Origin of the sequence: Bradyrhizobium sp. BRP23, from assembly GCF_020194135.1 — a bacterium.
GTDB classification, from domain to species: Bacteria; Pseudomonadota; Alphaproteobacteria; order Rhizobiales; family Xanthobacteraceae; genus Bradyrhizobium; species Bradyrhizobium yuanmingense.
Window position 1 is genome coordinate 410,234 of the sequence record NZ_JADYVW010000001.1, and the last position, 26,845, is coordinate 437,078.

Sequence of the window (26,845 nt, forward strand, 5' to 3'; positions counted from 1 at the left end):
GCCGGGCTTGTCCCGGTCGGCTGCGTCTGCCTATTAACGGAAAGCAAAGAGACCATCCGGGTGGAAGCAGAATGCCGAGGCGACTTGAAGGTGAGTTTGACTACATTGTCGTCGGAGCCGGCACCGCGGGCTGCATCGTCGCCAACCGGCTGTCGGCTGTCCCAGGCAACCGCGTTCTCATCCTTGAAGCTGGTGGCGACGACAACTGGATCTGGTTCCATATCCCGGTCGGCTATCTCTTCGCGATCGGCAATCCGCGTTCGGACTGGATGTTCAAGACCGAGGCCGAGCCCGGCCTGAACGGCCGCTCGCTGGCCTATCCGCGCGGCAAGGTGATCGGCGGCTGCTCGGCGATCAACGCCATGATCTCGATGCGCGGACAGGCTGCCGACTACGATCATTGGCGCCAGCTTGGCCTGACCGGCTGGGGCTATGACGACGTGCTGCCGTTGTTCAAGCGCCTCGAGGACCACTTCCTCGGCGCCAGCGAGCATCACGGCGCCGGCGGTGGCTGGCGTATCGAAGCGCCGCGGCTGTCATGGGCCATTCTCGACGCGGTCGGTGACGCCGCCGAGGAGATGGGCATCAAGCGCATCCCGGATTTCAACACCGGCGACAACGAAGGCACCAGCTATTTCCACGTCAACCAGAAGCGCGGCCGGCGCTGGTCCTCGGCGCGCGGCTTCCTCAAGCCGGCCTTGAGGCGCCCCAATCTGCGGCTCGAGAAGCACGTGCTGGTCGACCGCCTCATCATCGAGCAGGGCCGCGCCGTCGGCGTGCGCTTCATCCAGAACGGCGAGATCATCGAGGCGCGCGCAAAGCGCGAGGTGGTGCTCTCGGCAGGCTCGATCGGCTCGGTGCAGGTGCTGCATCGCTCCGGCATTGGACCGGCCGACTGGCTGTCGCCGCTCGGCATCGACATCGTCATGGACAAGCCCGGCGTCGGGCGCAATCTGCAGGATCACCTGCAACAGCGCGCGATCTACAAGGTCGAGGGCGTGCGCACGCTGAACGAGACCTATTACAATCTGTTGCGCCGCGGCCTGATGGGGCTCGACTACGCTGTCCGCCGCCGCGGCCCGCTCACCATGGCGCCGTCGCAGCTCGGCATCTTCACGCGCTCCGATGCGACGCGCGCCCGCGCCAACATCCAATTCCACGTGCAGCCGCTCTCGCTCGACAAGTTCGGCGATCCCCTGCACCGTTTCCCTGCGATCACGGTGAGCGCGTGCAATCTGCAACCGACCTCGCGCGGCACTGTGCGGTTGCGCGCGACAACGCCTGACGAGAAGCCGATCATCGCGCCAAATTACCTGTCGACCGACGACGACCGCCAGGTCGCCGCCGACGCCATTCGCACCACGCGGCGCCTGATGCAGCAGAAAGCGCTGGCCAAATATCGCCCCAGCGAATATCTGCCCGGCCCCTCCGTCGGCGACGACGATGCCTCCCTCGCAAAAGCCGCCGGCGACATCGGCACCACCATCTTCCATCCCGTCGGCACCGCGAAGATGGGCACGGCGAACGATCCAATGGCGGTGGTGGACGAGCGGTTGCGATTCTACGGCCTCGACGGCCTGCGCATCGTCGATGCCTCGATCATGCCGACGATCACCTCGGGCAACACCAACACGCCGACCGCGATGATCGCTGAGAAGGGCGCCACGATGATTCTGGAGGATGCGAAGTAGCATCCCATCGCTCATGATCGATCCGCACCGTTTCTCAATCGGTCCCGCCGACGCAGAGATCGCCATGCTGCAATGGGGCGACAGCGGCAAGCCGCCTGCCCTGCTCGTACACGGCACCGGCTTCGTCGCCGACGTCTGGCACGAGGTCGCGCGCGAGCTCGCATCGACCTACACCGTCTATGCCCTCGACCGACGCGGTCATGGCGCAAGCCACAAACCCGGCGCCTATCACTTCCTTGATTACGCCGACGACATCTGCCGGGTGGTCGATACGCTCGATCTCCGCGACATCTACGGGATCGGCCACAGCGCGGGTGCGACCGATCTCCTTCTCGCGGCGAAACTCCTGCCCGGTCGCTTCGCACGCCTGTTCGTGATGGAGCCGACCGTCATGGACCCGCGCGCGGCGCGCTCCGGAGGATTGAGCGAAGAATCGCTCGCCCGCGTGCAGGGCACGCTACGCCGACGCGCCGAGTTCGACAGTCCCGACGCAGTGTTCGAACGTTACCGCGCAGCACCGGCGTTTGCGGATTGGACCGAAACCTCGCTACGGACGTATGTGCGCCACGGCTTCGCGCCCCTGGATGACGGCCGCGTCCGGCTCTGCTGCACGCCCAAAATCGAAGCCGCGATCTTGCTTCCCATCTACGAGGCGATGGAGCAGGTCTACATTGGGGATGCCCGCGGCAATCCGTTCGCGATGCTCAGCGAGATCGACTGCCCGGTGCGCGTCACGACAGCGGCGAAGTCGGGTCCAATCTACAAGGAGATGGCGCGACGCGCTGTGTCGCTGATCCCGGGTGTGACCACACGGGTTTTCGAGAATGCCGGCCACTGCGTCGCGCAGGAAGTGCCGGAGCACGTGGTGGAAGCCGTGCGCGAGTTTGCCAAATAAGGTTCGGCCGCGGACCGAGGCGGCCTGAGCGAACGTCTCTAAGCCGACCTGCGCACCGCGTTGTCCACCAGCGTCTTGCCGAGCGACCAGATCGCACCGGGGACCTTGTGGCTGCCGGCGATGACGTCGTCGAAGGCGCGCTCGATCCAGGCGCAGTCTTCCTCGGTGATCGTGAGCGGCGGCAAGAGCTTGATGGTGTGGCTGCCGTGGCCGGCGACTTGCGTGAGGATCTTGTGATCCTTGAACAGCGGCACGGTGATGAGCTGGCAGAACAAGCCCTTGTTGGCGGTCTCCAGCACGTTCCAGGAGGCCCGCAGGCGCAGCGACTTCGGGGGGCCGAATTCGATACCGATCATCAAGCCCTTGCCGCGGACTTCCTTGAGCAGCTCGTAGCCTGGCACCATGCGCGTCAGCGCGAGGCGCAGCTCGGCGCCGCGCTTGGCGGCCGCATCGATCAGCTTCTCCGATTCCATGACGTCGAGCGTGGCTATGCCCGCGGCCATCGCGAGGTCGTTCTTGGAGAAGGTGGAGCCGTGCACCACCGCGCGGTCCATCTGGTTGAAGATCTTGTCGAAGATGCTCTTGCGCGTCAGCACGGCGCCGACCGGCACGTGGCCGCCCGACAGCGACTTCGATAGCAGCACCATGTCGGGCTCGACGTTCCAGTGCTCGACCGCGAGGAAGCGGCCGGTGCGGCCCATGCCGGTCTGGATCTCGTCGGCGACGAACAGCGTGCCGTATTTCTTGCAGAGCGCGGCCGCGCCGGGCAGGAACTCGTCGGTGGGCATGTTGACGCCCTTGCCTTGGATCGGCTCGACCACGAAGGCTGCGACCTCGCGCGAGGCCAGCGCCTTTTCCAGCGCCGCCAGGTCGTTGAACGGGATCGCGGTGCAGCCCGGCAGCAGCGGCTCGAAGCCGGTGCGGAAATTGGCATCGCCGGTCAGCGACAGCGCGCCGTAGGTCAGTCCGTGATAGCCGTGCGCGCAATAGACGATGCCGGGACGCCCCGTCGCGCCGCGCGCGAACTTGATCGCGGCCTCGACGCATTCGGCGCCGGAATTGGCGAAGAACGCCTTGTCGAGATAGGGAACGTATTTCAGGAGGCGCTCAGCCAGCACACCTGCGAGCGTCGAGACGTCGAATTGGACGAGGTTGGGCAGGTCGGCATCGAGCACGCTCTTGAGCGCCTCGCGCATGACCGGATGATTGCGCCCGATCGCAAACACGCCGAAGCCGGACAACAGGTCGAGATAGCGCGCGCCCTCACGGTCGTAGAGATACTGCCCATGCCCCTTCTGAAAGCCGACATCGTAGCCGATGGTCTTGAGAACCCGGACGAACTGCTCGTTCAGATACCGGTTATGCAGGGTGCTGCGCTGGGCCTGACGGTCCGCGAATAGCTGAGACATGTCTGGATTTGGGCTGTGCATCCGCTACATACTTCGGTTGAGGGCCGTCTCGTCAACTGAAAACGGACCGTTACTGAAAACGGTCTGTGCGGCCTTTTGCCCTTTTTCGGACCATCTTCGCAAGCACAGCTTTAGACCATGTTGCACTGCCAAGGAACACACATGCGTTTGGCCCTTTACACCGGACTAATACTGGCTGGCGGTTACGCCGGCCTGACGCCCGCGCTCGCCGCGGATCCGACCGGCGACTGGCGGGTCGCCGACGGCGTTGCCAACATTCGCGTCGCCCAATGCTATGGCAGCATGTGGGGCGCGGTTTCCTGGGAAAAACAGCCCGGCGGACGCGACGAGAACAATCCGGACGCCTCGAAAAAGAACAGGCCGACGCTCGGCATGGCAACCCTGATCGACATGAAGAAGAAGCCCGGCGTCGATCAGTGGGAAGGACAGGTCTACAACGCCAAGGACGGCCAGCTCTACAGCGCGACCATCACGCCGGCCGGTCCCGACCAGCTCGAGATCAAGGGCTGCGTCATGGGCTTCCTCTGCGGCGGCGAAACCTGGACCCGGGTCGGCCCGCCGATCCCTTCGAGCCCTGCCAACGCAATGGCCAAGGGCGCAGCGAAATCCAGCGGCACTGCGCCGAAGCCCCAAGGGGGGCAAGCGGGGCAAGGGGCCCAAGCAGCCCAAGCCGGGAGCGGCACCACCACGCCTGCGCCCGCAGCTCCCAAGGCCGCCGGCGCAGCCAAGCCCGGTCAGAAGGGCGCCGCCGACCCGGTCGGCGACATCTGCCTACTCGCTGAGATTGCGGGGTTTGCCCATTAGGGCCGGCTGGAACAGCAGCACGGCGGCGAGCGTCGTCACCAGCGACAGTGCCAGCAGCTTGCCCATGCTGGACGTGCCGGGATGGCTCGACAGCCACAGGCTGCCGAACGCGGTCGCGGTCGTCAGCGCGCTGAAAAAGATCGCGCGCGTCAGGCTGGTCTGGAGCAGGTTCGTCCTGCCCGAGCGCCAGGCCACGACATAATAGATCTTGAAGGCGACGCCGACGCCGAGCAGCAGCGGAAGCGCGACGATGTTGGCGAAGTTGAGCGGCAGGCCGATCAACACGCAGATCTCGAGCGTCACCGCGCCGGCAACCAGCAGCGGCACCAGCGTCATCAGCACGTCGACGAAGCGGCGCAGCGTGATCCACAGCAGCAGCCCGATCACCAGCAGCGCATAGATGCCGGCGTGGATGAACGCCTTCACAACGGTGTCACCGGATTTCAGGATCGAGACCGGACCGCCGATCGCAGTCGGCTCGGCCTGGAGAACCGCCGCCGCGAATTTGCGCAGCGTATCGTTGTCGTTGGGATCGCCCTTGGGCAGCGCCTCGACGCGGATGATGCCGTCCTTGCTCTTCCAGGCGCTGACGAGATCGGGCGGCAGCGAGCTCAGGGTGACGGGACCTGCCTGCATCGCGTTCCTGAGCTGGTCGAACACGATCTTCAATGGCGCGACGAACACGTCCTGCGCCTTGTTGCGCGTGGCCTCGTCGCCGTTGGCGAGCTTCTCGAGCGCGTCGGCAAGACGGCGCGAGGCAACAGCGCCCGGGCCCTTCGCGTCGCCCGCGGTCCGGCGCAGATTGTCGACCGACGATTTCAGCGATTCGACATTCTCCTGGTCCGTCGGCGCCGCGTCGATCTGATCGGGGTTGAGCGCCGGATTCAGCACCTTGGCGCCCTGCGCGATGAGCTTCAGCTTCGGCGGCTGGTCCTGCGGCACGAAGCTGTCGAGCGACATCACCCTCAGCACCTCGGGCACCTTCTCCAGCTTCGCCTCGACCTGCCTTGCCTGCTCCTCGGACGTGGTCATCACGTTGATGGCATTGGCACCAGTATTGGGGTCCTTGCGCAGATCGAGGAAGGTGGCGATCGACTCGGCGTGCGGATTGCGCAGGTTCATCGGGTTGAAGTCGAACTTCATGAAGTAGAGCAGCGGCAGGCCGCCGAGCGCGAGCAGCAGCGTGCCGCCGACGATCAGCACCCGATGCTTTTCCAGGAAGTGATCGAGCGGCGCCAGGAAGGCGTACCCGACAGGCTCCGGCTCGCCGGGCGGGTTCAAAAGCTTGAGCAGCGCCGGCAGCACGGTGATCGACGAGATGAACGCCACCAGCATGCCGACGCCGGCGATCTGGCCGAGCTCTGCGATGCCCTTGTAGTCGGTCGGCATGAAGCAAAGGAAGCCCGCGGCCGTCGCCATCGCCGCCAGCGACAGCGGCACCGCGGAGCGCTTGGCTGCCAGCACCAGCGCGCCCGCGAGATCATCGTGCTTGTAGCGCTCCGAGCGGTAGCGGACGCTGTACTGGATGCCGAAGTCGACCCCTAAGCCGACGAACAGCACCGCGAACGCGATCGACAGCAGGTTGAACGATCCGACCATCATCAGGCCGGCCGCTGTCGTGATCGCCAGGCCGACGAACAGATTGACGAACACCGCGAAGATGATCTTCGACGAATGCAGCGCGAGCCATAGGATGACCAGCACGACGAGAATCGTGCCGACGGCGTTGACGACCGCGCCCTCCTGAACGGTCGCGTATTCCTCGTTGGCGATCGGCACCGGACCGGTCAGCCGCACCCGCGCTTGGTATTTGCCAGCAAAATCTAGATCCGCCGCCGCTTTCCGGATCGCGTCGGTCGCATCCTTGCCGGGCTCCAGCGCGTTGTAGTCGAGAATCGGCTTGAACTCGATAAAGGTGCGCTTGTCGGAATCCTTGAGCGGCTCGTCGCTGACGAGTTCGCGCCAGGAGAAGCTGGCGTTGCCCTTGTTGAGCACGGTCTCGACTGTCTGCGCGATCAGGTTGAAGGGCCGCTCGGTGCTGTCGAGCTTGACCTGGCCCCGCTTGACGCCAGCAAGGCCGGTCTCCAGCGCCCCGGTCAGGCCGCGGATCGAGGGATCGCCGGCCATGATCTCGATCAGCGGCGCGGCGGCTTCGAACTGGCCGGTGATCTTGCCGACCTCCTCGGTCGGCAGGAACAACAGGCCGTTCCGCTCGAAGAACGCGCCGCTGCCGAGCTGCTGCATCGAGTGGAAGTTGGTCCTGTCGTCCTTCAGCCTGGCATAGAGCGCGTCTGCCGCGGCGCTCGCCATTTCCGGCGTCCTGGCCTCGACCACAGCGAGGATCATTTCGTTCTGATCGAACGCCTTGTCGAATTGCTGGTCACGCTGCCGCCAGTCCAGATTCTGGGCAATCAGCGAGTTGATATCGGTGTTGATGGCAAAGTGGCGCGCAGCGTAATAGCCCGCCCCCACCGACAGCAGGAGCCCGAGAACGACGACGAGGGAGGCAAACCGGGTGCAGGCCCTGACGATGGCAACGACGACGCTTTGCAGCACTTCTTTTCTTTCTGCGGTTAACAGCTTGCCGGAAACGCCCGCTGTTTATCGGAGTTCCCGGCCGAAACCTATTGCTGTTTTGGGTGGTTCTCGCCGCCAGAAGGTTCGAGGTAAACGGCGGGAGACCGTGGCAAAATCATGCGGGGCGGCCGGTATAGCCAGGCAGTTGAGGCGGGAACGTGACGAAGGACTATGCAGGAATGTCGCGCACGCAGGCACACCGCAATCCCTACTAAAATACCTCATAGACGCCTCCTCAGCGGTTCCACCTTCCCCTACCGCCGATTTTTTGACACAAAGTATTGCGCCTCCATGCGCCGGAGCCGTCCACAGGGTGGGTGGCTACCGCAGGCGCGAACCAATGGTGCGGATATTGCAACTCATTGGTCAGTATCGGAGTGCCGCTTGGGGACTGCAAAGAGCGGATTGGTGCAACTTGCGTGATGGGCGTCCAATGGAAGTTTATCTGGCGCAACCGCGCGGCTTCTGCGCGGGGGTGGTACGAGCAATCGAAATCGTGGAGCGGGCGCTGGAGAAGTACGGCCCGCCCGTCTACGTGCGCCATGAGATCGTGCACAACAAATACGTCGTCGAGAGCCTGAAGGCCAAAGGAGCCATCTTCGTCGAGGAACTCTCCGAGGTACCGCCGAAGGCGGTGACGGTGTTCAGCGCGCATGGCGTCGCCCGCAGCGTCGAGGAAGAGGCCGTCGCGCGCGACCTTCCGGTGCTCAATGCCACCTGCCCGCTGGTTACGAAAGTTCACAATCAGGGGAAGCGCTACATCGGTAAGGGCCGCACCCTGATCCTGATCGGCCACGCCGGCCATCCCGAGGTCGAGGGCACGATGGGCCAGGTCCCGGGGCCGGTGCAGCTTGTCCAGAGCGTTGAAGAGGTTAAGGCGCTGACCCTGCCGGCGGATACGCCAGTGGCCTACATCACCCAGACCACCCTGTCGGTCGACGACACCAAGGACATCATCGCGGCCCTTCAGGCCCGCTTTACAGACATTCAAGGTCCGGATATCCGGGATATCTGCTATGCGACACAGAACCGCCAATCTGCGGTAAGGGACTTGAGCAAGCTGGTCGACGTGATCTTGGTGGTGGGCGCTGCCAACAGCTCGAACTCGAACCGGCTCCGCGAAATCGGCACTGAGGCCGGCGTCGCGAGTTATTTGATTGCCGACGGCAGCGAGCTCAATCCGGAGTGGTTGAAGGATGCCAGGACCGTCGGCGTCACGGCCGGCGCTTCGGCGCCCGAGGTACTCGTGGATGACGTGATCGAAGCGATGCGGCGGATCGGACCGGTGAAGGTCTCGGTGTTGCCGGGCCGCGAGGAAAACATCGAATTCCGGCTTCCGGCCCAACTGGCCGCGAGCTGACCCACCCGAATTGAAAAGCCCAGAAAGAAACCTGTAATGGCTATCCCGTTCTTCAAGGAAATGCGTATCGGCGGCTATTTGCTCAAGCAGAAACTGCTTGGCCGCAAGCGCTATCCGCTCGTGCTGATGCTGGAGCCGCTGTTCCGCTGCAACCTCGCCTGCGTCGGCTGCGGCAAGATCGATTATCCCGATGTGATCCTCAACCGCCGCATGACGGCCCAGGAGTGCTGGGACGCCGCCGACGAGTGCGGCGCGCCGATGGTCGCCATTCCCGGCGGCGAGCCGCTGATCCACAAGGAGATCGGCGAGATCGTGCGCGGCCTCGTCGCGCGCAAGAAGTTCGTCTCGCTCTGCACCAACGCGCTGCTGCTGGAGAAGAAGCTCGATCTGTTCGAGCCCTCGCCCTATCTGTTCTTCTCGGTGCATCTCGACGGCCTGCGCGACCACCACGACAAGGCCGTGTCGCAGAAGGGCGTGTTCGACCGCGCGGTGTCGGCGATCAAGGCGGCCAAGGCGCGCGGCTTCACCGTCAACGTCAACGCCACCATCTTCGACGGCCACCCGGCCGAGGAGATCGCCAAATTCCTCGACCTCACCACCGAGCTCGGCGTCGGCGTCTCGATGTCCCCGGGCTACGCCTATGAGCGCGCGCCGGACCAGGAGCACTTCCTCAACCGCACCAAGACCAAGAAGCTATTCCGCGACGTCTTTGCGATGGGCAAGGGCAAGAAGTGGAATTTCATGCATTCCGGACTGTTCCTGGACTTCCTCGCCGGCAACCAGGAATACGAATGCACCCCGTGGGGCATGCCCGCGCGCAACATCTTCGGCTGGCAGAAGCCCTGCTACCTGCTCGGTGAAGGCTACGCGAAGACCTTCAAGGAGCTGATGGAGACCACCGACTGGGATTCCTACGGCACCGGCAAGTACGAGAAGTGTGCCGACTGCATGGCCCATTGCGGCTACGAGCCCACGGCTGCGACCGCAGCGCTCAACAACCCGCTGAAGGCGATGTGGGTGGCGCTGCGCGGCGTGCGGACGAGCGGCCCGATGGCGCCGGAGATCGACCTCTCCAAGCAGCGCCCGGCGCAGTACATCTTCTCCGAGCAGGTCCAGAAGAAGCTGTCGGAGATCCGCAAGGACGAAGCCGCTGCCGCACAGGCAAAGGCCGCGCAAAAGGCTTCGACGGCGGCGTAAAGCGCAGAGCCCGTAGCCCGGATGGAGCGCAAGCGAAATCCGGGATGGTCTCTCCAAGGCCCCGGATTACGCTTCGCTCCGTCCGGGCTACGAACGTCGAAACAAAAAGGCCCGGACGCCAATGGCGACCGGGCCCTTTCTTTATTCTCAGATCGAAGCCCCCGCTCACGCCGCCTTCGACACCAAGGCCTCGCTCTCGACGAACTCCGTCCCGATCAGATAATCGCGGCAGCCGCGCAACGACCGCAGGGCGCGGTTGAAGTCGATGCCGGTCGAGACCAGGGCATGCAGCGTTGCCGGATTGCGCACGATGCCGCGCAGCACGGCTCCGAGGTCGATCTGGCCGTTCGGCTTGATCGCGGCGCGGGCCAGCGCCGGCAGCGCGCGGTGGGCGGGGTCGCTGATGACGCGGACGGCGGCGAAGGGCAGCCCGGCGTCGGCGGCGTAGGCCGCGGCGATGTGGCTTTCCATGTCGACCGCGGCGGCCCCCGTCTCGGAGTGCAGGGCCGCCTTGCAGGAGCGCTTCGTGACCACTTCCTCGGCACCGGCGAGACTACCGCGCACGACGCGGCGGCGGCCGGACGTCAGGCGATCGATCAGATCGTCGCCGAGCGACAGGCCGGCGGCCCAGCGGGTGTCGCCGGAGAGCACCTCGGTCGCCAGCACGACGTCGCCGGAGCGCAAGCTCGGGTCGAGCCCGCCGGCCACGCCGAACGAGATCACACCGCGAATCGTCTCAGGATCCACCACCGTCAGAAGCGCCCGCAACTGGGTCGGGCTGCTGGATGAACAGATGACCGCCATTCCGGGCCCAGCCGCGATGCGGGCCTCCTGAACCAATCCGGTCACGATCAGTATCGGCCGCGGGTCGATGGCCTGACCCGCGGTAACATAGTCCCCCGTCCCCAAAGTCACATTCCGACCCCTACCACCCTGCTGTTGGTGTTCCGTAAGTTCCGATACCGCGCCAACGCCCACAGCGGAAAGAACTTTGGGTAACCATGATAACGTAGATAGAACACGCGGGGGAAGCCTGTGGCGGTGTACCGCTGCTCGTCCCACAGTCCTTTTTTGTCTTGTGTTGCAATCAGGTACTCCACCCCGCGGGCAACGGCCGGGTGATCAACCTCGCCTGCCGCCATCAGGGCAAGCAAGGCCCATGCCGTTTGCGAGGCGGTCGAGGGAGCGGCCTCCCAGCCCTTGTAGTCGAGGCGGTAGCTGACGGCGTCCTCGCCCCAGCCGCCGTCGTCGTTCTGGATCGAGGTCAGCCAGGCCGCCGCCTTGCGGATCATGGGGTCCTTGTGGTCGACCCCGGCCATGTTGAGGGCGCACAGCACCGACCAGGTTCCATAGATGAAGTTCATACCCCAGCGGCCGTACCAGGACCCCTCCGGGTGCTGGGTCTTCCGCAGATAGGCGACCCCGGCGGCCACCTGCTTGCTGGTCTTGGCGGTCTCACCGAGCTGGGCCAGCATCGAGATGCATCGCGCCGTGACGTCCTCAGTCGGCGGATCGAGCAGCGCGCCATGGTCCGAGAACGGGATGTTGTTGAGGTAATATTCGAGGTTGTTGACGTCGAAGGCGGCCCAGCCACCGTCGTCGCTCTGCATGCCCTCGATCCACTCCCGGCCGCGGGCGATCGCGTCGTCATAGCCGGCCGCACCGTGCTCCCGGCGCATGCGGTCCATCGACATCACCACGACGGCGGTGTCGTCGAGATCGGGGTAATGGGCATTGTTGTATTGGAAGGCCCAGCCGCCCGGGCGCACGTCGGGCCGCTTCACCGCCCAGTCGCCCTTCACCTCGAGCTCCTGCCTCGGGATCAGCCAGTCGAGGCCCTGCTTGGCGGCCGGCACCGCCTTGTCACCGCCGGCCTCCAGCAGCGCATGCGCGGTGAGCGTCGTGTCCCACACCGGAGAGACGCAGGGCTGGCAATAAGCTTCGTCGTCCTTGATGACGAGCAACTTGTCGATGCCCCGGCGCGTGATCGCGCGTGGCGGGAAGTTCTCGTCCTTGCCGAGGGCGTCGTACATCATGACGATGTTGGCCATGGGCGGGTAGATCGCGCCCATGCCGTCCTCGCCGTTGAGCCGTTCCTCGGTGAAGGCGAGCGCGGCGTCGATCGCGCGCTTGCGCAGACTCTTCGGAAACAGCGGCTCGATCACGCGCAGGATCGCATCGAGCGAACGAAACAACAGAAACCAGGCCATGCTCTGGTGCGGCGCCTTGGCGGTCATGCCGATCGAGCGCGGATCCTGCAGGAACAATTCGTCGATGCCGACGCCCTTCGGATTCCTCGCGCGCGGCTTCAGCGCGGCGATCACCATCAGCGGCACCATCGTGGTGCGCGCCCAGTAGGAGATCTTGTTGAGGTGGAACGGCGACCAGAACGGCAGCAATACGATCTCGATCGGCAGCACCGGCACCGCGCGCCAGGTCACGACACCGAAGGTCGCGAGAAGGAAGCGGGTGAAGACGTTGCTGTTGATCGCGCCGCCGCGGGCATGGATTGCCTCGCGCGCCCGCACCATATGCGGCGCGTCGATGGAGTCGCCGATCATCTTCAGCGCGAAGTACGCCTTCACGCTGGCGCTCATGTCGAACTCGCCGTCATGCACCAGCGGCCAGCCGCCATGGGTACCCTGGATGCGGCGCAGATAGTTGCCGATCTTGGCCTCGAGCACGGTGTCGACGGGCTCGGCGAGATAATGGCGCAGCAGAACGTATTCGGCCGGAATCGTGCAGTCGGCCTCGAGCTCGAACACCCAATGGCCGTCGGCTTGCTGGAAGCCGAGGAGGCCCTGGGTGGCCGACGCAATGCTCGATTCCAAAGCTTCGCGGCTGGTCGCGGTCACGGAATCCATGTCGCTCGATTGCTCCGATAGTCGATTGAAAGTTGACCGGGAGAATTGCCCGTCGGGCCGCCTTTCAGGATCCTTTGGCGGCCAGAACCAGATCGGCGGCGCGGTCACCCGACCGGACCGATCCCTCGATGGTTGCTGGCAATCCCGTAGCAGTCCAGTCGCCGGCGAGGAACAGGTTTTTCAGCGCAGTGACCGGCCCGGGACGCAGGGCGTTCTGGGCCGGCGTCGCCGCAAATGTGGCGCGGCGCTCGCGCACGATCTGCCAAGGAGGCAGCTCACCGGATACACCGCCCGCCTGGCAGACCTCGTTCCAGATCGTCTGCGCCAGTTCCTCGCGCGGCATATCGACCAGGCGGTCGCCATTGCTGATGGTCACCGAGAGCCGGTTCGGGAACGCGAACAGCCATTCCACCACGCCGCCGATCACGCCGAGGATGGGCGCCGAGCCCGGCGGCGGCTCAAAGCGGAAATGCGCGTTCACAATGGCGCGGAATTCGGTCGGCGTCTTCAGCCCCGGCAGCAGGTTGGCTGCCGCGCGCGGCGGCACCGCCATCACGACGACATCGCCCGCGCCGAGCTGGATCAAATCCTCGCTGCCGAAATTCAGTGCGGTCACCTTGCCGTCCGTGCTGACGAACGAGCGCAGCTCATGGCCGAGCTGAACGGTGTGGCCACGCTCTTGCAGAAACTTCACGGCGGGCTCGATCAGAACCGCGCTGAGACCATCGCGCGCAATCAGCGGACGGCAGGCCTGCCCGCCCGCAAGCAGCGTCTCCCGCACGATCGCGCCGGCGAGCCCGGCCGAGCCCTCGGGCGGATCGACGTTGAGAGCTGCCAGCAGCAGCGGCTGCACCAGGCGCTGATAGAGGATGCCCTCGGTCGGAATCGACTTGCCGACCAGCGTCTCCTCCGACGCCCAGATCAGTGGCGCCAGCTTGAGATAATCGGAAAGGCCGGTGTCGGGCACGCGGCGGCTTTCGTCGAGCATCCAGGTCGGCCACCGGCCATCGCCGAGATCGATCTGCCAGCGCTGCCCGGTCTTGACATCGACGAACGGAAATTGCGCCCGCTCGGGGCCGACCAGGCCCGCCTCGGTGCCGATCGCGCGCGCATAGGCGCGCGCATGGCTGTTGCCCGACAGCAGCAGATGATTGCCGTTGTCGATGGTGAGATTGGTGGCGCCGTCGAAATAGGACCGGCAGCGGCCGCCGGCCTGGTGCGTCGCCTCGTGCACGGCGACCTTGAAGCCGGCATTGGCGAGCCGCACGGCGGCGGAGAGGCCGGAAATTCCAGCGCCGATGATGTGAGCTGTGTTTTGCATCAGATGAAAGCGTAACGGAGCAGGATCAGGATGCGCGTGATCTTCGACACACGCACCGGCTCGCGCGGCGCGGTGAAGCCGCGCGCGATCAGGAGGTCCAGAATGGAATGGTAGTATTTTGACATGATCCGCGGCGCGCGCACGGCGCGGCGCCTGTTGCGGTTCATGATCTCGTCCGACTTCTCGAAGTGCACCTTGGCGCGCTGCGCCAGCGGCATGCAGACCTTCGGCAGCGCGCGCTCGGCGATCACGCGGTTCGGATCATCAGAGGTGATGCCGGCATGCAGCAGCGCCTCGCGCGGCAGATAGAGCCGGCCAAGGCCGGCGTCCTCGTCGATGTCGCGCAGGATGTTGGTGAGCTGCAGCGCGCGGCCGAGGTGGTGCGCGAGCAGGATGCCGTCTTCCTCGGGCATGCCGAACACGCGCACCGACAGCCGCCCCACGGCGCTGGCGACACGGTCGCAATACAGATCCAGCGTCGCCATGTCGGGCGCACGGATGTCCTGCGGCACGTCCATCTCCATGCCGTCGACGATGGCGAGGAAATCCTCGCGCTTGAGCCCGAAGGTCTTCACCGAGACGACATAGTCCTTCAGCCGCGGCGGCGGATGGCCCTGATAGAGCGCGTCGATATCGTTGCGCCATTCCTGAAGTGCGGCGAGCCGCTCGTCGCGCGGGCCGTCGGAATCGGCGATGTCGTCGACCTGGCGGCAGAAGCTGTAGATCTGAAACATCGCTTCGCGCTGATCACGCGGCAGGATGCGCATCGCGGCATAGAACGAGCTGCCGGATGCGGTCGAGCCGTAATTGGCGCCGGGCGTGGTCGCCTCAAGCGTCATGGGCAGTCCCCGGTCTGGAAATGGCCTTGCGACGGATCGCACGGCGGCCAACTTCGCCGATGATCCCGGCGAGGCTGAAGGCGAGCAGCTCGAATTTGTTCAGATGCACGCGCTCCCGCAAGGGATCGCGTACCTTGAGCAAGCGCACGATGCGGTCGGCATAGGCCTGGATGACGGAGACGTCGACGCCGAGACGGAAATCCCGGATCTCGGCTGCGAGCGACCTGCCCTCTCCGAGCAACGCCTCGTTGCGTGCGGCGAGGGACTGCAGGCAGGCCAGCATCGCCGGCGGCGACTGCGCGAGACCGAGCTGCTCGACGGTGGCGCCGTGTGCTGCCAGCGCATCGCGCGGCAGATAGACGCGGTTGAGCTCGCGATAATCCTTGCCGCAATCCTGCAGGTGATTGTTGATCTGAAGGCCCGCGCAGAGCGCGTCCGAGGCGGCCCATGTCGAGGTGCTCTCGCCGTGAACGTCGAGCATGAAGCGGCCGACCGGCATCGCCGAGTAGCGGCAATAATGGATGACCTCGTCCCAGGTCTCATAGCGCAGCTTGGTCACGTCCATGCGGAAGGCGATCAGCACGTCGAGCGCATGACGTGGCGCCATGCCGCGCTCGGCCAGCGCGCGGCGCAAGCTGACGGCCTCAGGCTGGGTGTCACCCTTGCCGAGCAGTTCCGCCTCGAGCAGATCGAGATAAGCGAGCTTCTGGTCGGGGGGGAGCGTGGCGTGATCGGCGATGTCGTCCGCGGTGCGGACGAAATTGTAATAGGCCAGGATCAGGGCGCGATGACGCGGATGAATGATCCAGGACGCGACGGGAAAATTCTCGTCGCGGTCACCCTTGCCGGATCGCAATTCGCTCGCAGAGGTCATCGAGGGCTGGTTTACAATCGTTTGGACAGGAAGGGCTTTTTCGCTCGGGCGGGCTCACGCCGGCGACGCCGCCGCGGCCCCCATATAGGGGAATACGGCCGCAAAACCAATCCTGTCCGTCGATGGCTGCCCCTTCGAATTGGGCCCGGAAAAGCGGCCGAGGGCCGCCTTTCTAGGCCAATGGCCGAGTTTATTGATTGTGGTTCTTCAGCACCTGGTCGCAGGCCTGCGAGATCTTGGCCCGGTTCTCCTTGAGGCAGGCCAGGATGGTGAAATCGCCCTGGTCGATGACCGGGCGGCAGAACTTCTGCACATCGCGGGTGCAGGCCTTCTGCTCGGCGTCCGTGCCACGCCCTTGTTGGGCGAACGCTGCCGTCGAAAGGGAGGCCGACAGCAGGGTGAGAGCGACGAGAAGATTGCGCATTGTATTCCTTCATTCTGACGGCAGAATCGCACCGATCCCGGACTGCGCAGGGCGGATGGCCGGAACGGATTGGTTCTGATGGCAAGTCGCCGCTTGTAGCGGCCTCAGGGAAGGCACAAGCACTGGCAAATGCGGCCAAATTGGCGCCGCCCCCGCCGAATCAGGTCTTCCCCGCGCCTTCATTGACAGATGTAAGGGATTGATACTACATCATAATTCGGGAGCATTGCGTTTTAATGCAGACCTGTTGCCGCGCTGCATCTCTTCGCCCGTCCTCGGCTGCCGGAAACATGACGAAGCGCGGCAAATCGCGGCCCCTGGAAGCACGGCGCGGTCGCGTGAACCGCCGTCTCTGGCCGCAGGGCTTTGAACCTGCGACTTGCTCGGAGCACTAAACTTTCGATGTGGCGAGACGTTCTCGATCGAAGCGAACGTCATTCCAAAGCGGGATATTCGAGATGACATTCTTTTGGCGATCTGGACTGGCAATCAGGGCGGCCGGCATCGGGGTGGCGCTGCTCTTCTCGGCATCGGCAAGCCACGCGCAGTCGTCCGGACCGTTTGCCGGTTTCGACGGCGCGTGGACCGGAACCGGCACGGTGTCGCTGTCCGACGGCTCCACCGAGCGCATTCGCTGCAAAGCGGACTATAAGGTCGCCGGCAGCGGCCTCAACCTGAAGCAGGCGCTGAGCTGCGCCTCCGACAGCTACAAGTTCAACCTCACCAGCGACGTGACGAGCCAGGGCGACCGCATCTCCGGCAACTGGAGCGAGTCCAGCCGCAACATCTTCGGCAATCTCCAGGGCACCGCCGGCGGCGGCCAGATCGAGGTCTTCGTCGAGGCCAACGGCTTTGCCGCCAACCTGTCGCTGCGCACCAACGGCACCAAGCAGACGGTGCAGATCTCGTCCAAGGGCGAGATCCGCGGCGTCAACATCACGATGACGAAGGGCTGAAGGCCTTTCGCACGCAATGAGGAACATGCCCCCGGTTCTCGCGAGCCGGGGGCTTTTTGCTGACACGAACTGACCGGCTGGATTTGCTGAGATGGACCCGATCCGCAGACATCTGCTGAAGGCCGCCGGGCTCTTCGTGGCCAGCCGCGCCTTCGCCAGCGATCGGCAGGGAGCGAACATGCAGCCTTCGTCCGTGAAGCCGCGTCACGTGCTCTGCTTCCTCGGCAAGAATGAAAGCCTGCTGCATCCGCCCAAGGCGGTGGCGAAGACGATCGCCGATTTCGGCTTCGAGATCGACCGCACCTATTCGCAAGCCAAACCCGATCCGCACATGGAGCGCTCTTTCGGTGTGTGCTGGGACCGCGTCTTTCCGAAAGCGTGGTCCGAGGCGGACGAAATGGCCGTACTCAATCACAAAGCGGTCCTCTACGTGCTGAGCCCGCCGATGGAGCAGCACAAGACGGTCGCCTATTCAGCTGCCGCCTTGCGAATTGTCGAGGAGATGATCGAGGCCGGCGCCACGGCCGTGAAAGGAGAAAGCGCGGGCGTTGCCCACGGCCTGGCGCGATGGCGGCAACTGGCCCAGGAGTGCAAGGCCGCCGCGAACCCGAGCCAGGGCCTTGCCGTCACGGCAGCCATGGCCCGGACCTGCCGCCTCGCCTTCGCCAAGCGTCCGCTTGCCGGCGACACCTACAACGAAAGCGTCGGCTTCCACCTCGTCGGACTGCCGGATATCTATGTCGCGCGATCGCGCGGCAGCGACCGGAACGCAGCGAATCTGATGGACGAAATCGCGGACGCAATGGCCGAGCGCGGCATCGAGGCAACGCTGCGCGACCGCAAGCTCGCGCTGTCGCGGGAGCAGGACTACGCCGAGGGCGACTTCAAGTTCAATCCGTACGGGATCGTTCGTATCGGCGCGTGAGGGCGGTCCGGCGCCGGCCCCTCAGATCGCCTGCTTGTCCGCGCCATGCAGCTTGGCGTGCAGATTGATCAGCCACATCGCCGTCGGCCGGAGGATGAAGAGATCAGCGACCAATGCCATCACCATCGAGAAGGCGCTGAGCCAGCCGAACAGCCGCAGCGACGGCAGGTCGGAGAACACGGTGACGACGAGGCCGCAGGCCAGCACCACCGTGGTCAGGATCAGCGCAGGTCCCACCAGCACGGTGGCCCGCTCCACCGCGAGCGCCGAGCCGACACCCGGCTTGTTCTCCAGCCGCAGGCGGTTGAGGAAGTGGATGGTAGCGGAAAGGCCGAGGCCGAACGAGACCGTGAGCGCAACGACGCTGGCGAATTGCAGCCCCTCGCCCATCGCCCACAGCACCGTGCCCGACATCACCACCGGGAAGATGCCCGGCAGAATGCAGGCGAGCGTCACCACCCAGGAGCGGAAGGCGAGGCCGATGAAGATCGCGACCAGCGCGAATTCGATCGTGAGGCCGTGGTTCAGCTTCTCGATCATGTTGGCCGAGTTGCGCGCGGCGATGGCGGCGAGACCCGTCACGGCGATCTCATAGCCCGGATGCTTCTTGCGGACGGCGTCGAGCTCCGAATCGAGCTTGTCGACGATCGGCAGGAGCTGGCTGGAATCCTTGTCCGGCACGCGGCCGGCCACCACGACAGCGTCCTGCTCGGCGTCGATGAAGCGGCGCACCAGGTGCTCGGGGATGACGCTGACATATTCCTTCAGCGTCGCGACGTCGGCACTGCCGGCCTTTTCCGCCAGCCAGCGGCGCAGCGTCTCCAGCGACCACACGTTGCCGACCCCTGCGGATTTCTCGACTGTCGCGTGCACCTCGGCGATCGTCTGGAGCGTCTGCGGCGAATAAAGCGATTCACCCTTCGGGAACACGATCAGCACGTTGACGGGATTGGCGCCGGTCAGCTTGGCGTCTAACCGGTCGCTGGCGGCAACCGCCTGGCGCTTGTCCGGCACCTGGTCGGCGAGCCGGTAGCGCGGCTCCAGATTGGCATAGATGACGCCGAGGCCGCCGACGAACAGCACCGCCAGCAGGCTGAACAGGCCGGGCCGGCCGACCATGCGCACCGCAATCCAATAGCAGAAATTGCGCAGCGCCTGTACGCCGGCATCAGCGCCCTGGAACTTGACTGCAAAGACCTTCTCGTTGCGCACGAACAGCACGCCGAAGACAGGCACCAGCGACAGCACCGCGACCAGCGCGATGATGGTGGCGGCAAGGCCCGCCTCGCCGAACTTGCGGATCAGGTCGGAGTCGGAGAATTGCAGCGCGATGAAGGAGATGCCGGCGGTGCCATGCGTCAGCACGCAGGCCGGGCCCACCACCAGCACCGCGTTCTTGAACGCGGTGAACTTGTCCTGGCCCGCGATCAGCCGGTCGCGCGCGGCGAAGGTCAGCTGCATCGAGTCCGAGAAGCTGATGACCATGATGAGCGGCGTCATCACGTTCAGGAACATGTTGAGGTTGAAATTGGCCCAGCCGAGCGCGCCGAGCGCCAGCAGAATCGCGATCATCGGCGGGAATGCCGCCGCGATCATGAACGAGATCTTGCGGAAGAAGATGATGGCGATGATGCAGCCGGCGAGGATGCCGAGGATGTTGTAGGTCAGCCCGTCGCGCTCGACCGCGTTGCGGATCTCGAGCTGCATCACCGGGACGCCGGAGAGCTGCACGTTGAGGCCGGTGTCCCCGAGCGTCTCCTTCATCAGCGCACGGATGTCGGCGACGGTCTTGGTCAACTTGTTGGAAGCGACCACCTCCGGATCGAGCGACAGCACGACCAGCGCCAATGTGCCGTCCTCCGACAGCAGCTTGCCGCGGATGATCTCGTTGTTCTTGACGGTCTCGATGAACTTGTCATAGGCCGCGCCCTCCGGTAGCTCGGGCGGGAACAGGGCCGCCGGCAGCTTGCCGGGGGCCGGCGCCTGGCGCGCCGAGAACAGCGAGACCAGCCCGCGCGTGCCTTCGACCAGCTGCAGGTCGGTGACGAAGTCGCGCAGCTTCTCGAGGTTGCTGCGTTCCAGGAGGGTCTTGCCCTCGACCACGACGAGGACGTCGAACTCCTCCGCCGGGAATTTCTTGGTGACCTCTTCGTACTGGCGGAACTCGCGGGTGTCGGAGCGGAACAGCTGCGACAGCGAATCGTCGATCTTGATCCGGTAGATGCCGAACACCGCGCCGACGATCAGCGCGAGCAGGACGATGCAGGAGACGATCGGGGCCCGAACGGCGATCAGCCCGAGACGCTCCAGCCCGAAGGCGATGGAGGACGTAGATCCCTGCTCGACCTTGTCGACATGAACCTCACTCTCGCTGTGCTTTTCGAGCATGCCTTGTCCAGTTCCTAAATCGGCTCGGGCTGTGAGCTTATCGCGCCGCGCGAACGGCTTGAAAACGCCATACCAATGGGAGGCTTGCCCTTTGAAAATGCGCGGAAAATCGCCGGCAGCGGTTTAGCAGGTCAACAGGTCTTTTCGCAAGCAGGCCCGGCGCGGCCGAATCGATCAGAAAAGTGGCGATCCGGGCGTGGAATGACCGTCATCCCGGCGAGGATGTGCCAATCTGGCGCGGCGCGCGGTCCGCACTCTCGTCCTTCAGCGCCACGCCGGTGATCTCCCGGGCCAGCCCCTCGCGGACCAGCCAGGCGATCTTGAACGCCGCCTCCTCGTGGCTCAACCCGGCGTGGTGGATGTTGGAGACGCAATTGCGCTCGGCATCGGTGCGGCCGGGCCTCGGCGCAAAGGTCAGATAGGCGCCGAGGCTGTCGGGCGCGGACAGGCCGGGCCGCTCGCCGATCAGCATCATGACCATGCGCGCGCCGAGAATGGCGCCGATCTCGTCGCCGAGCGCGACGCGCGCGCCCGAGGCGACGACGACATGGCCGATCGCGACGGCATCCCCCTGCGCAAGCGATTGCAACAGGCGCCTTACCACGATCGCCGCATGGCTATGGACCGCCGCCGCGGACAGGCCGTCTCCGATCACGACCGCGAGCTGGCACGGCGCCGAGATGCTTCGTGCCAGACGCTGAGCCGAGCCCGGGTCGAGCTGTCGTCCCAGATCCGGCCGCCGCAGATAGTCGCCGCGATCGACCGCCCGGCTCCTGACCTCGGTCACCGCAACACCGAGTGCGTCGAGATCGGCGATGAGACGCGGCGTGTCGAAGGCCGCATGCACAGCATCGCGCGCGCGGGCATGGTCCAGCGTGAAATCGAGCAACGCTCTCGTCGGCAGGCTCGCGCCGCTGCGCCCCAGCGCGACGCGCGCAGGCGTAAACGAGCGCAAATCGAGGGTCGGACGGCGCGGCAGGGCCGGGTCAGACATGTGGCATCATTCGGCGGGCACGGCGGCCTCGCGCAGCCGGATCGAATAGTTCGAGGCGTTCTGCTTGCCGCTGGAGGCCGCGCGCGCAAAGGTGATGAGATGGTGCGCGACCAGCGTGCAGCCGATCAGGCCTTCGATGTCGCCGCGCTTGATGCGGCCCAGCGCGAACTTCCAGAACACGCGCCTATAGTCGCCGAGCACGCCGACCTTCCAGAAGATGTTGCGCAGTATGACGAGGCCGCGCCGGATGCTGCGCCAGGTCTTCATCTCGTCCGGCACCGGTACCTTGAGCCGGTTCACATAGACGTGGTCGCATTGGTGCTGATAGCGCGCGTAGACCTTGTCGGGCGCGTAAGCGACTGCCATGGCGTGCTTCCAGGACGCGACGACCTCGTCATAGGGCAGCAGGAAGTCGACGTTGGAATCGCGGCCATCGTCCTCGACCAGCCGCCCCTCGCGCTCAAGCCGGTCCCATAGCGGTGTCTTCGGCAGCGCCTGCAGCAGATTGATGGTGAGCAGCGGAATCCGGGACTCCTCGACGAAGGCGAGCAGCGCCTCCGAGGTGTTCGGCTTGTCGGTGTCGAGCCCCATGATGATGCCCGAGACCACCTCCATGCCATAGGAATTAATGGTGCGCACGCCCTCCAGGATCGGGACCATCATGTTGTGGTCCTTCTGCATCGCCTTCAACGCGTCGGGATCCGGCGTCTCGATGCCGCAGAAGATGGTGATGAAATAGGCCTCGCGCATCTTCTCGAGGATCTCGGGGCGCTTGGCGATGTTGAGCGTCGCCTCGCAAGCGAGCCGCACCACGTAGCCGGTCCGCTTCTGCCACTCGATCAGGTGCGGCAGCAGGTCCATGGCCGCCTTGCGGTTGCCGATGAAATTGTCGTCGACGAAATAGACCGTGTCGGTCATGCCGCATTCGCGCAGGCGGTCGAGCTCGGCGATGATCTGCTGCGGCGTCTTGATGCGCGGATTGCGGCCGTAAAGGCCGGGGATGTCGCAGAACTCGCACTGGTAGGGACAGCCGCTGGAATATTGGATGCTGCCGAGGAAGTACTTCTTCACGTCGGCGAGCTCGTAGGCCGGGATCGGAAACTCCGTCATCGGCACGCGGTCCTTGGTCGTGAGCACGACCTGCTGTTCGGGCCGCGAGGTGCCGCGCGACAGGATCTCGATCAGCTGGTTGGTGGCATCGCCGAGCTCGCCGACATGCAGATAATCGAAGGACGGGTAATAGTCGGGACAGGCGCTGACAGAAGGCCCGCCGAGCGCGACCGGCAGATCGAACTCATGGGCGCGGCGGCAGATGTCGTTCATCTGCTGGCGCTGGATGTGCATGCCGCTGACGAAGACGGCTTCCGCCCATTCGAACTCCTCCCTCGTCGTGCGGCGCAGGTTCTCGTCGACGAATTTGACCTGCCATTCCTTCGGAAGATAGGCGGAGATCAGCAGCAGCCCTTGCGGCGGCATGAAGGCGCGGACGCCATCGGTCAGGGGATAGGAATGCTCGAACGTGCCGAAGGACGAGGTGTAGCGCGGAAACACGCAGAGAATCCGCCGGGACGTTCCGTTACTTTCAGCTCGCATCAAAGCTCCCCCGCCACACTCAACCGATGGTGCGGAAATTGCCAGCCCGACACATAGCGTAATGCTGTCGGCGGAATTTCTCAATATTGTGGCGTAAGCATAATTCCGAGAGGCGCCGATGGTTTCCCAACCGAGTTGACCTTCCGCCTCATGCGATCAGCCGCGCGGCAAAATCGGGCAGCAGGCCTGCATCGCCGGCAATCCGGAAATCGGCACCTGCAATGCCCGAGCGCGCCAGCCAGTCGTCGAATTCCGGCGCGCGGCGCAGCGCGAAGACGTCCCTGACATAGAGCGCGTCGTGAAAAGACGTCGACTGGTAGTTCAGCATGACGTCGTCGGCACCGGGAACACCCATGATGAAGGTGACGCCGGCGGCGGCGAGCAGCGTCAGGAGATTGTCCATGTCGTCCTGATCTGCCTCGGCGTGGTTGGTGTAGCAGATGTCGACCCCGAGCGGCAGGCCGAGCAGCTTGCCACAGAAATGATCCTCCAGCCCCGCGCGGATGATTTCCTTGCCGTCATAGAGATATTCCGGGCCGATGAAGCCGACCACGCTGTTGACCAGCAGCGGAGCGAAGGCGCGGGCGACCGCATAGGCGCGCGCCTCGCAGGTCTGCTGGTCGACGCCGTGATGGGCGCCCGCCGACAGCGCCGAGCCCTGGCCGGTCTCGAAATACATCAGGTTCCGCCCGACCGTGCCGCGCGACTGTGACAGCCCGGCCTCTTGCGCCTCCTTCAACAGTGCGAGGTCGATGCCGAAGCTGCGGTTGGCGGCCTCGGTGCCCGCGACCGACTGGAAGACGAGGTCGACCGGCACGCCCTGCCCGATCAGCGACAGCGTCGTCGTGACATGGGTCAGGACGCAGCCTTGCGTCGGGATCTGCAGCCGCGCGATGATCTCGTCGAGCAGCCGCAGCAATTGCGCGATGACGGCGGGGTCGTCGCTGGCGGGATTGATGCCGATGCAGGCATCGCCCGCCCCCAGCAGGATGCCGTCGAGGATTGAGGCGGTGATGCCCCTTGCATCGTCGAAGGGATGGTTCGGCTGCAGGCGTGTGCTCATCCGCCCCCTCAGGCCGATAGTGTTGCGAAAGGCGGTGGTGACCTCGCATTTCCGCGCCGCCAGGATCAGATCCTGGTTGCGCATCAGCTTCGACACCGCGGCCGCCATCTCCGGCGTGATGCCGGGCGCCAGCTTGCGCAGGATCTCGGGCGTTGCGGCGTCCGACAGCAGCCAGTCGCGGAAGGCGCCGACCGTCAGCGATGCCACCGGCGCGAACGCCCTAGCGTCATGGCTGTCGATGACGAGGCGGGTGACCTCGTCGGCCTCGTAGGGAACGACGGCTTCCTGCAGGAACTGGCCGAGCGGCACATTGGCGAGCGCCATCCGCGCGGCGATCATCTGCTCGGAGCTGGCAGCGGCAATGCCGGCCAGCCGGTCGCCGGAGCGCGGGGGTGTCGCCTTGGCGAGCAGGTCGCGCAGGTCAGGGAAGCTGTAGGTCGTGGCGTCGATGCTGTGGCGGTAGACCAAGGGTCTCTCCGGGGTTGCTCGGCCAACGGCCGACTCCAAGACTATCCCAAAAGACTATCCTGAAACTAAACCTTCGGATCAAGACGCTGAAATGACTTACCTTTCCTTCGACCAAGGACGGAGGCGGCCAGGCCGCGCGTTAACGAGGCGTCCATCTTCGTTCTGCATAGTTTTGCAACAATTTGCCTGACCCCGTTCACCGGCCGGTCAGGCCAATCCGGGCTCCTTGAACATCATGACATCCGACCGATCTGGGAATGCCGCCAAGCCGGCAGGCCGCTTCACGCTTGCCAGCAAGCTCTATGCGATCTTCGCGCTGTTCGCGCTGCTCACGGGAGCGATCGCGATCTTGTCCGACTACAACAGCCGCCGCAGCGCGGACCTCGCAGTCGCGATTGAGACGGCCAATGCCGCCGCGCTGAACGTCGAGCGGGTCAACTCCCTCGTCTATGCGGTGGTGATGGAATCGCGCGGCATCTACATGTCGACCGAGCCGGCCGTGGTGAAGAAATACGGCGACGGCCTGCTCAAGTTCAACTCCCAGATCCTCGACGTCGTGAAGCGCTGGGAGACCATCGTCAAGGCCGACGATGCCGAGCAGTTCGCGACCTTCAAGAAGCGCATCGAGCAGTTCGTCGAGTTCCGCAAGGAGCTGGTGCGGCGCGGCGTCGAGATCAACGCGGCAGCGGGCCGCGAATGGGGCGACAACGACGCCAACCGCAGCGTCCGCTCGGCGCTGAACAAGGACCTCGAGGCGCTGTCCAAGGTCTATGCCGAGCGCGGCAGGCAGATCGCGCAGCAGACCGAGACCGCCCGCACATTGTCGTTCATCCTCACCTGCCTCGGCGGCGTGGCGCTGGCCCTAGTCGTCGCTGGCATCGTCATCATTGCCCGCTCGATCGCCCGGCCGCTCGCCGCGATCACCGCCACCATCAAGCAGGTCGCCGACGGCGCCGACGATGTCGTGGTGCCGCACTCCGACCGCGCCGACGAGATCGGCGCGCTGGCCCGCGCCATCCAGGTGTTCCAGGACTCGATGGGGCGCAACCGCAACCTCGCCTCGCAAGTGTCGCAAGACGCCGCCGCGCGCGAGGAGCGCGCCCGTCACGTCGAGCGGTCCGTCGAGCAATTTCGCGAGGCGATCGGCGCGATCATGCGCGGCCTCAGCGACAACGCCTCCGTCATGCGCGAGACCGCGCAGACCATCACGCGTGTCACAGCGGATGCGAGCAGCCGCGCCGGCACCGCGGCGAACGCCACCGAGCAGGCCTCGCACAACGTCACCGCGGTGGCGGGCGCGGCCGAGGAGCTTTCGGCCTCGGTGGTGGAGATCGGCCGCCAGGTGCGGCAGAGCGCCGGCGCGGTCGAGCAGACCGGCCAGCGCACCGAGAAGTCGATCTCCGAGATCGAGAGCCTCGCTGCAGCCACGCAACGCATCGACGGCGTGCTCAACCTGATCCAGGCGATCGCCGAGCAGACCAACCTGCTCGCGCTGAACGCCACCATCGAGGCGGCGCGCGCCGGCGATGCTGGCCGCGGCTTTGCCGTCGTCGCCCACGAGGTGAAGGCGCTCGCGGGCCAGACCGCCAAGGCCACGGCCGAGATCAGCGAGAACGTCGCGATGATCCAGGCCTCGACGCGGAACGCCGTCGACGCCGTGCGCGAGATCGGCGGGGCGGTGCGCGAGATCAACGAGGTCACGTCCGCGATTGCCGGCGCCGTCAGTCAGCAGGACCAGGCCACGCGCGAGATCTCCTCCAACGCGCAAAGCGCTGCCCAAGGCAACGAGACGCTGGTGGCGAACATCACCTCGCTGCGCGATGCCATCGGCGAGACCGATACCGCGGCGGCTTCGGTGTTCACCGCAGCCAGCAGCCTGACCGAGACGGCGCAGACGCTGTCGCGGGAGGTGGAGACGTTCTTCCAGAATCTGCGCGCGGGGTCGGCGGACGGTCGCATCGCCAAGGCGGGGTAGCGGCCCGCCTGGCGCCGCGAAAACGGTCGCTCCAGCAAAAACGGAAAAACAACCCCATGCACAGTAGACGGGGGTCAGCTTTTTCAATGGCTTGGCGGCCCGGCGCGAAGCCCTGCTGTTTTTACGGACCGATTTTGACTCGTCGGGCAAAACAGGGGCATGATGTCAGCATGCCGAGCGTGGCGCCTGTGCCGCGGCTGGCAACCG

At 65.2% G+C, this 26,845-nt stretch carries 20 protein-coding genes; 8 read left to right on the plus strand and 12 right to left on the minus strand.

The window, feature by feature from the left end; genetic code table 11:
* Positions 1-71: 71 nt before the first annotated feature.
* Positions 72-1,691: a GMC family oxidoreductase N-terminal domain-containing protein gene (locus tag I6F24_RS01900; RefSeq protein WP_036006074.1), complete on the plus strand. Its 1,620-nt coding sequence runs from the start codon at positions 72-74 to the stop codon at positions 1,689-1,691.
* A 13-nt stretch (positions 1,692-1,704) separates the two neighbouring features.
* Positions 1,705-2,586: an alpha/beta hydrolase gene (locus I6F24_RS01905; protein WP_036023102.1), complete on the plus strand. Its 882-nt coding sequence runs from the start codon at positions 1,705-1,707 to the stop codon at positions 2,584-2,586.
* A 38-nt stretch (positions 2,587-2,624) separates the two neighbouring features.
* Here I6F24_RS01905 and hpnO read toward each other — a convergent pair whose 3' ends face one another.
* Positions 2,625-4,016, minus strand: a complete 1,392-nt coding sequence (hpnO, locus tag I6F24_RS01910; protein ID WP_036006078.1) for an aminobacteriohopanetriol synthase HpnO — start codon at positions 4,014-4,016, stop codon at positions 2,625-2,627.
* A 141-nt stretch (positions 4,017-4,157) separates the two neighbouring features.
* Between hpnO and I6F24_RS01915 the strand changes: the two genes are divergently transcribed.
* The gene (locus tag I6F24_RS01915; protein WP_036006080.1) at positions 4,158-4,820 is read left to right on the plus strand and encodes a DUF2147 domain-containing protein; all 663 of its coding nucleotides are present in this window, start codon (positions 4,158-4,160) and stop codon (positions 4,818-4,820) included.
* On the opposite strand, the gene I6F24_RS01920 is transcribed toward I6F24_RS01915, so the two are convergent.
* Complete coding sequence (locus I6F24_RS01920; protein ID WP_109144425.1) at positions 4,788-7,376, minus strand: MMPL family transporter; 2,589 nt, start codon at positions 7,374-7,376, stop codon at positions 4,788-4,790. The two genes, I6F24_RS01915 and I6F24_RS01920, sit on opposite strands and share 33 nt — an antisense overlap.
* A gap of 454 nt (positions 7,377-7,830) precedes the next feature.
* Between I6F24_RS01920 and ispH the strand changes: the two genes are divergently transcribed.
* Positions 7,831-8,757: a 4-hydroxy-3-methylbut-2-enyl diphosphate reductase gene (ispH, locus tag I6F24_RS01925; RefSeq protein ID WP_036006084.1), complete on the plus strand. Its 927-nt coding sequence runs from the start codon at positions 7,831-7,833 to the stop codon at positions 8,755-8,757.
* 36 nt (positions 8,758-8,793) lie between these two features.
* Entirely contained in the window at positions 8,794-9,954 is a 1,161-nt protein-coding gene (gene hpnH, locus I6F24_RS01930; RefSeq protein ID WP_225149891.1) for an adenosyl-hopene transferase HpnH, read from the plus strand.
* A 165-nt stretch (positions 9,955-10,119) separates the two neighbouring features.
* Here hpnH and I6F24_RS01935 read toward each other — a convergent pair whose 3' ends face one another.
* From I6F24_RS01935 to I6F24_RS01960, 6 genes are all read right to left on the minus strand, one after another.
* Positions 10,120-10,869 (minus strand): phosphorylase, encoded by a 750-nt coding sequence (locus I6F24_RS01935; RefSeq protein WP_036006088.1) that lies wholly within the window; start codon positions 10,867-10,869, stop codon positions 10,120-10,122.
* Positions 10,866-12,818 carry a squalene--hopene cyclase gene (gene shc / locus I6F24_RS01940; RefSeq protein ID WP_036023097.1) on the minus strand — a complete coding sequence of 651 codons (1,953 nt, stop codon included), beginning with the start codon at positions 12,816-12,818 and terminating at the stop codon, positions 10,866-10,868. The genes I6F24_RS01935 and shc overlap by 4 nt, the downstream gene beginning before the upstream one ends.
* 64 nt (positions 12,819-12,882) lie before the next feature.
* Complete coding sequence (gene hpnE, locus I6F24_RS01945; RefSeq protein WP_036023095.1) at positions 12,883-14,139, minus strand: hydroxysqualene dehydroxylase HpnE; 1,257 nt, start codon at positions 14,137-14,139, stop codon at positions 12,883-12,885.
* Positions 14,139-14,978 (minus strand): presqualene diphosphate synthase HpnD, encoded by an 840-nt coding sequence (gene hpnD, locus I6F24_RS01950; RefSeq protein WP_036023093.1) that lies wholly within the window; start codon positions 14,976-14,978, stop codon positions 14,139-14,141. Before hpnD ends, hpnE begins: the two co-directional genes overlap by 1 nt.
* Entirely contained in the window at positions 14,968-15,852 is an 885-nt protein-coding gene (gene hpnC, locus I6F24_RS01955) for a squalene synthase HpnC (RefSeq protein ID WP_036023092.1), read from the minus strand. Before hpnC ends, hpnD begins: the two co-directional genes overlap by 11 nt.
* A 190-nt stretch (positions 15,853-16,042) precedes the next feature.
* Positions 16,043-16,276 (minus strand): hypothetical protein, encoded by a 234-nt coding sequence (locus tag I6F24_RS01960; protein ID WP_025035011.1) that lies wholly within the window; start codon positions 16,274-16,276, stop codon positions 16,043-16,045.
* A 458-nt stretch (positions 16,277-16,734) separates the two neighbouring features.
* Between I6F24_RS01960 and I6F24_RS01965 the strand changes: the two genes are divergently transcribed.
* Together I6F24_RS01965 and I6F24_RS01970 are read left to right on the plus strand one after the other, a co-directional pair.
* Positions 16,735-17,232, plus strand: coding sequence for a hypothetical protein (locus tag I6F24_RS01965; RefSeq protein WP_036006098.1), 498 nt, complete (start codon positions 16,735-16,737; stop codon positions 17,230-17,232).
* 91 nt (positions 17,233-17,323) lie between these two features.
* Positions 17,324-18,157, plus strand: a complete 834-nt coding sequence (locus I6F24_RS01970) for a hypothetical protein (RefSeq protein WP_036023090.1) — start codon at positions 17,324-17,326, stop codon at positions 18,155-18,157.
* A gap of 21 nt (positions 18,158-18,178) precedes the next feature.
* Here I6F24_RS01970 and I6F24_RS01975 read toward each other — a convergent pair whose 3' ends face one another.
* From I6F24_RS01975 to I6F24_RS01990, 4 genes are all read right to left on the minus strand, one after another.
* Positions 18,179-20,545, minus strand: a complete 2,367-nt coding sequence (locus I6F24_RS01975; RefSeq protein WP_036023089.1) for an MMPL family transporter — start codon at positions 20,543-20,545, stop codon at positions 18,179-18,181.
* Between the two features lie 208 nt (positions 20,546-20,753).
* The gene (eutC, locus tag I6F24_RS01980) at positions 20,754-21,539 is read right to left on the minus strand and encodes an ethanolamine ammonia-lyase subunit EutC (protein WP_036023087.1); all 786 of its coding nucleotides are present in this window, start codon (positions 21,537-21,539) and stop codon (positions 20,754-20,756) included.
* A 6-nt stretch (positions 21,540-21,545) separates the two neighbouring features.
* Positions 21,546-23,132, minus strand: a complete 1,587-nt coding sequence (locus I6F24_RS01985) for a B12-binding domain-containing radical SAM protein (RefSeq protein WP_036023085.1) — start codon at positions 23,130-23,132, stop codon at positions 21,546-21,548.
* A gap of 148 nt (positions 23,133-23,280) precedes the next feature.
* Positions 23,281-24,663 carry an ethanolamine ammonia-lyase subunit EutB gene (locus I6F24_RS01990; protein ID WP_036023084.1) on the minus strand — a complete coding sequence of 461 codons (1,383 nt, stop codon included), beginning with the start codon at positions 24,661-24,663 and terminating at the stop codon, positions 23,281-23,283.
* 235 nt (positions 24,664-24,898) lie between these two features.
* Between I6F24_RS01990 and I6F24_RS01995 the strand changes: the two genes are divergently transcribed.
* Positions 24,899-26,638: a methyl-accepting chemotaxis protein gene (locus tag I6F24_RS01995; RefSeq protein ID WP_036023111.1), complete on the plus strand. Its 1,740-nt coding sequence runs from the start codon at positions 24,899-24,901 to the stop codon at positions 26,636-26,638.
* Positions 26,639-26,845 lie beyond the last annotated feature (207 nt).

Coding starts and splice junctions, on each gene's coding strand:
- I6F24_RS01900 (WP_036006074.1), top strand. CDS start 72: ATGCCGAGGCGACTTGAAGGTGAGTTTGACTACATTGTCGTCGGAGCC.
- I6F24_RS01905 (WP_036023102.1), top strand. CDS start 1,705: ATGATCGATCCGCACCGTTTCTCAATCGGTCCCGCCGACGCAGAGATC.
- hpnO (WP_036006078.1), bottom strand. CDS start 4,016: ATGCACAGCCCAAATCCAGACATGTCTCAGCTATTCGCGGACCGTCAG.
- I6F24_RS01915 (WP_036006080.1), top strand. CDS start 4,158: ATGCGTTTGGCCCTTTACACCGGACTAATACTGGCTGGCGGTTACGCC.
- ispH (WP_036006084.1), top strand. CDS start 7,831: ATGGAAGTTTATCTGGCGCAACCGCGCGGCTTCTGCGCGGGGGTGGTA.
- hpnH (WP_225149891.1), top strand. CDS start 8,794: ATGGCTATCCCGTTCTTCAAGGAAATGCGTATCGGCGGCTATTTGCTC.
- shc (WP_036023097.1), bottom strand. CDS start 12,818: ATGGATTCCGTGACCGCGACCAGCCGCGAAGCTTTGGAATCGAGCATT.
- hpnE (WP_036023095.1), bottom strand. CDS start 14,139: ATGCAAAACACAGCTCACATCATCGGCGCTGGAATTTCCGGCCTCTCC.
- hpnD (WP_036023093.1), bottom strand. CDS start 14,978: ATGACGCTTGAGGCGACCACGCCCGGCGCCAATTACGGCTCGACCGCA.
- hpnC (WP_036023092.1), bottom strand. CDS start 15,852: ATGACCTCTGCGAGCGAATTGCGATCCGGCAAGGGTGACCGCGACGAG.
- I6F24_RS01960 (WP_025035011.1), bottom strand. CDS start 16,276: ATGCGCAATCTTCTCGTCGCTCTCACCCTGCTGTCGGCCTCCCTTTCG.
- I6F24_RS01965 (WP_036006098.1), top strand. CDS start 16,735: ATGACATTCTTTTGGCGATCTGGACTGGCAATCAGGGCGGCCGGCATC.
- I6F24_RS01970 (WP_036023090.1), top strand. CDS start 17,324: ATGGACCCGATCCGCAGACATCTGCTGAAGGCCGCCGGGCTCTTCGTG.
- I6F24_RS01975 (WP_036023089.1), bottom strand. CDS start 20,545: ATGCTCGAAAAGCACAGCGAGAGTGAGGTTCATGTCGACAAGGTCGAG.
- eutC (WP_036023087.1), bottom strand. CDS start 21,539: ATGTCTGACCCGGCCCTGCCGCGCCGTCCGACCCTCGATTTGCGCTCG.
- I6F24_RS01985 (WP_036023085.1), bottom strand. CDS start 23,132: ATGCGAGCTGAAAGTAACGGAACGTCCCGGCGGATTCTCTGCGTGTTT.
- I6F24_RS01995 (WP_036023111.1), top strand. CDS start 24,899: ATGACATCCGACCGATCTGGGAATGCCGCCAAGCCGGCAGGCCGCTTC.